2 protein-coding genes are annotated in these 5442 nt (G+C 68.4%); both read left to right on the top strand.

Features of this window, described 5'->3' with window-relative positions:
* Positions 1-3651, top strand: a 3651-nt coding sequence (locus tag VGG53_RS20875; RefSeq protein WP_331520010.1) for an SDR family NAD(P)-dependent oxidoreductase, incomplete at its 5' end; no start/stop codon positions are given.
* Positions 3651-5442, top strand: a 1792-nt coding sequence (locus VGG53_RS20870) for a type I polyketide synthase (protein WP_331520009.1), incomplete at its 3' end; no start/stop codon positions are given. The genes VGG53_RS20875 and VGG53_RS20870, both read left to right, overlap by 1 nt.

Here is a 5442-nt window from a genome sequence, read left to right as displayed (position 1 = left end):
TCGGGCACGGTGTTTTTGTATTCGGGTCAGGGTTCGCAGTGGGCGGGGATGGGTCGGCAGTTGTTGGCCGATGAGCCGGCGTTTGCTGCGGCGGTGGCCGAGTTGGAGCCGGATTTTGTGGCGCAGGTGGGTTTTTCGTTGCGTGATGTGCTGCTGGCTGGTGAGCCGGTGGTGGGTATCGAGCGTATTCAGCCTGTGTTGGTGGGTATGCAGTTGGCGTTGACCGCGTTGTGGCGCTCTTACGGTGTTGAGCCTGATGCGGTGATCGGGCATTCGATGGGTGAGGTGACGGCGGCGGTGGTGGCCGGGGCGTTGAGCCCGGCTGACGGTCTGAAAGTGATTGCCACCCGGTCGAAGTTGATGTCGCGGTTGTCGGGTCAGGGCGCGATGGCGTTGCTGGAGCTGGGTGCTGCCGAGGCCGAGAAGTTGGTCGGGCAGTACCCCGACGTCACGGTGGCGGTGTATGCCGCGCCGGAGCAGACGGTGATCGCCGGCCCGCCCGAACAGGTCGACGCCGCGATCGAGGCGGTCGACGCGCAAGGTCTCCTCGCCCGTCGGGTCGAGGTGGATGTGGCCTCGCATCATCCGACGGTGGACCCGATCCTGGCTGAGCTCAAGGATGCGCTGTCCGACTTGAAGCCGATGACGCCGCGGATTCCGTTGATCAGCACTGTGGGCCAGTCCGGCAGTGGCGAAGTGCCGAGTTTTAGTGCCGACTACTGGGTGGTGAACCTGCGTAGCCCGGTGCGGTTCAGCCAGGCGGTCGCGAAAGCTGCGGAAAACCACACCACCTTCGTCGAAGTCAGCCCGCACCCGCTGCTGACGCACGGCATCGGCGAGACGCTGGACTCGGTGTCCTCGCGCGATCGCTTCAACGTCACCGCGGCGATGAAGCGTGGCGACGACGAAACCCTGTCGATCCACGAACAACTCGCCACCCTCGGCGTCACGGCCCCGGGCACAGCCGGCCGCCGCCGTGTCGACATCCCCGCATCGCCGTGGCTGCACTCCAGCTACTGGGTGGAGAAGAAGCCCGCCGGGCAACGGCTGACCGATGTCCACCCGCTGCTGGGCGTCCACGTCGAAATGCCTTCCGGCCATGAGCATGTGTGGCAGACCGACATCGGCGCCGAGTCGCTGCCGTGGCTGGCCGACCATACGATTCACGGCCAGCCCGTGCTTTCGACGGCCGGCTTCGCCGAGATGGCGCTGGCCGCTGCCGGCCAGGCGCTCGGCGACGGGGTACAGGTCAGTGCGCTCGAGATCGAGCGGCCGCTGATCCTGGACGCCCAGACCCGCGCCACGACACAGCTTTCGCAAAGTTCCGACGCGAATCGCGTTGAGATTCAAGCCCGTTCGGTCGGCGGCAGCTGGTCGCGGTGTGCGGTCGCCGACATCGAGGTCACCGACGCGTCGGCCGGCCGGCATGATGGCGAGAGTGTCGAGATCGTGCTGCCCGATGAGGTCGCCGATCACCCCGAATACCGCATCCATCCGGTGCTGCTCGATGCGGCCTTGCGGCAATTGGCCGCCGCGATCCCCGCGGAGTCAGACGAGACGTCCTATCAAGCGGTGTCGGTGGAGACGATCCGGGTGTTCGGCCCGATCCGCGGCCGTGCCCGCTGCCACGCCGAACTGGTCGAGCAGGAGCAGGACGGCCACCGGGGTCGCATCGTTCTCACCGACGACACCGGGGCCACGGTCGCGGAGCTGACCGGTATCGAACTGCGCCCGGTAGATCTCAGCAGCGTGCCAATGTCGTTGGAGCAGAAGGTCTTCGACGCCGCTTGGGAGCCCAGTGCGGCCTCGCCGGGCCACTCGCTGCCGGACGGCACCTGGGTCGTGTTGGCCGAATCCGATTCCGAGACAACCGCACTCGCGTCGGAAATCACGGCGCGGTTCAGCTCGCCCACTCGGCGAGTGCTCGGCGGGACGTTGGCTGACGAATCTGCGGTGGCGAAAACCTTCGCCGAGTCCGGAGACGATCCGACGTTCCCGCCGGTGGGCATCGTCGTGCTGCTGGCGAAGCCTTCGTTCGACGGCGCCGACGCGGATGGGGCGCTGCGCCGGGCACAAGACTTGATCGCGCAGATCTCGTCCGCCGGTCACGCGGCCGTCGACGGCTGCAAGGGTAGGTTGCCGCGGTTGTGGCTGGTAACCCGCGACGGGCTGTCGGTGCACGACGATGAGCCGGGCGATCCGGCGATCGGCGCGCTCAAGGGCCTCATCCGCAACTGGCGTTTCCCCGGCGAAGCGGCCCGCGTGCTGGCCGGCGAACCGGATCTGGGTGCCACCCTGCTCGATCTCGGCAGCGCCGAGGACCCCATCGCGGCGTTGACCGATGAGTTGGCGGCGGGGGCCGGTGACGACGTGGTCGCGCTGCGCGAGGACGGTCGCTACGTCGAGCGACTGGTGCGGGCGACGCTGGACGGCGGCCGCCACGACGCGGTGGTGCGCCCGGACGGTTCCTACCTCGTCACCGGCGGCTTGGGCGGGCTGGGCACCGTGGTCACCCGCTGGCTGGTCGAGCGCGGCGCAGGCCGGATTGTGCTCAACGGCCGCAATGAACCCTCCGATGCGCAGCGCCAGGACCTTGACGCGCTGGGCGACGGCACCGAGATCCTCTTCGTGGCCGGCGACATCGCTACCCCGGGTGTGGCTGAGCGATTGGTGGCCGCGGCCGAAGAGACGGGACGGCCGCTGCGGGGACTCGTGCACGGCGCCGGCGTGACCGGCGACGGCCTGGTGACCGCGCTTACCCGGGAAGGCATGCAGCGGGTCTGGGCGCCCAAGGTCGCGGGTGCGCTGCGGCTGAACGCGGCGACGGCCACCCGGGAGATGGACTGGTGGGTCGGCTTCTCGTCGATGGCCACGCTGCTGGGCCTGCCGGGCCAGCTGGCCTACGCGACCGGCAACGCGTGGCTGGATGCGCTGATGACCTGGCGGCGCGCATCGGGGCTGCCGGCCACCGCGATCAACTGGGGCCAGTGGTCGGACGTTGGCATGAGCCGCGCGTTGACCTACAGCGTGCTCGATCCGATCACGCCCGACGAAGGCGTCGAGGCGCTGCAGAGTCTGGTCGGCGGTCCACTCACCCGGGTAGGTGTCGGACGGCTGCGGCTGGACCGCGCGGTCGCGGCCACCCCGGAGTTCCGCGACCTCGACTACTTCGACAAGCTCGTCTCAGAATTCGACGCCACCGGCCTGACCAGCGCCGATCGGTGGGCCCGCGGTGACGAGGCGGACACCTCGGTGGTCGCGGCCCCGGACTGGTCGACGTTGTCCAGCGAGGATCGGCTCAGCGAACTGCAGAGCAGGCTGCAGGCCATCTTGGGCCGCGAACTGCGGATGTCGCCGTCGGCCGTCAACCTCGACCAGCCGTTCCCCGAACTGGGCCTGGACTCGATGATGGCCATGACGGTTCTGAAAGAAACCCAGAAACTGGTCGGTATCGACCTGTCGGCGAATATGTTGTTCAACCATCCGACCATTTCTTCGCTGGCGGTGTACGTGGCAGGCCTGCTTGCGCCCCCGGACGTGCCGGAGGAAGACACCGCCGACGCGGCGGCGGACTCGGTGAGCAGTGTGTTGGATGAATTGTTTGACAGCGTCGAGTCGGCCTCGGCGGGCAGTGAGAGCGGAATTTTTTGATGGCGACGATTTACGACCGGGTTTCGGCGATGCCCGGCGACAAGCGGGACGCGCTGACGCAGCAGTTCGACAAGGCGTCGCGGATCGCCACCGCCGAGCCGATTGCGGTGGTCGGCATGGGCTGCCGGTTCCCCGGCGGCGTGGTGGGCCCGGAGGGTTACTGGGACTTCCTGAGCAACGGCGGCGACGGGATCAGTGAGATCCCGGCGGATCGCTGGAACGCCGACGAGTACTACGACCCGGACCAGTTCGCGCCCGGCCGGATGTCGTCGAAGTGGGGCGGCTTCCTGCCCGACGTGGCCGGCTTCGACGCCGACTACTTCGGGATTTCCCCGCGCGAGGCCGAAGCCATGGACCCCCAGCAGCGGCTGATGCTAGAGGTGGCCTACGAAGCGCTCGAGCATGCCGGCATCGCGACAGACCAGCTGTCCGGTGTGCGCGCAGCCGTCATGATGGGCGTGTATTACGGTGAGTACCAAACGATTTCGGCCGCCAACCCGGACACCATCGATGCTTACTCCGCGACCGGGAACGCACACGCCGTGGCGGTCGGACGTATCGCCTACCTGCTGGGGCTGCGTGGTCCCGCCGTGGCGATCGACTCCGCCTGTTCGTCGTCGCTGGTCACCATCCACCTGGCCTGTCAGAGTCTGCGGCTGCGGGAAAGCGACCTGGCCCTGGCCGGCGGGGTCAGCCTGATCCTGCGCCCGGAAACTCAGATCGCGATGGCCAAGTGGGGAATGCTGTCGCCGCGCGGCCGCTGCCACTCGTTCGACTCCCGGGCCGACGGGTTCGTCCGCGGCGAGGGCTGTGGAGTGGTGGTGCTCAAGCGACTCACCGATGCGGTGCGCGACGGGGACCGGGTGCTGGCCGTGGTGCGTGGTTCCGCGGTGAACCAGGACGGTCGGTCCAACGGCCTGACCGCGCCCAACACCATCGCGCAGCAGGACGTCATCAGGAGCGCATTGCGCAGCGCCGACGTGACGGCCGGCTCGGTGAACTTCATCGAGGCGCACGGCACCGGCACCGCACTGGGTGACCCGATCGAGTTCGAGGCGGTGGCCGACCAGTACGGTCGCGGTGAGAGCCGCTGCGCGCTGGGCGCGGTGAAATCCAACTTCGGCCACTTGGAGGCCGCCGCCGGTATCGCCGGTTTCATGAAGGCCGCCCTGTCCGTGCAGCGGGCGCAGATACCACCCAATCTCAACTTCTCGCAATGGAATCCGGCGATCGACCCATCGCCTACCCGGCTGTTCGTTCCCACTGAGCTCAGCCCGTGGCCGGCGGAGGAAGGCCCGCGCCGGGCCGCCGTGTCGTCCTTCGGCATCGGCGGCACCAACGCCCACGTCGTGATCGAGCAAGGGCCGGATCCGGCACCGGTGTCGGATGCCGATTCGGCTGCACCGGTGACCACGTTGACGATCTCCGGCAAGACCGAACAGCGAATCGCCTCGTGGGCAACGACACTGGCCGACTGGATGGCCGGTGCGGGTGCCGCGGTGCCGCTGGCCGATGTCGCCCACACCGTGAATCTCTACCGCAGCCGGCACAACAAACTCGCCACGGTGTCCGCGCGCGACCGCGCCGAGGCGGTGGCGGGGCTGCGGGCGCTGGCCGCCGGGCAGCCGACGCCGGGAGTGGTCGGTCCGCGCGAGGCGCCGCATGGTTCGGGCACGGTGTTTGTGTATTCGGGTCAGGGTTCGCAGTGGGCGGGGATGGGTCGGCAGTTGTTGGCTGATGAGCCGGCGTTTGCTGCGGCGGTGGCTGAGTTGGAGCCTGATTTTGTTGCGC

The sequence above is a fragment of the Mycobacterium sp. genome, from assembly GCF_036490025.1.
Classification (GTDB): Bacteria; Actinomycetota; Actinomycetes; order Mycobacteriales; family Mycobacteriaceae; genus Mycobacterium.
The sequence above is the reverse complement of the archived record's forward strand: the minus strand, read 5'-3'. Positions and strand labels throughout refer to the sequence as shown.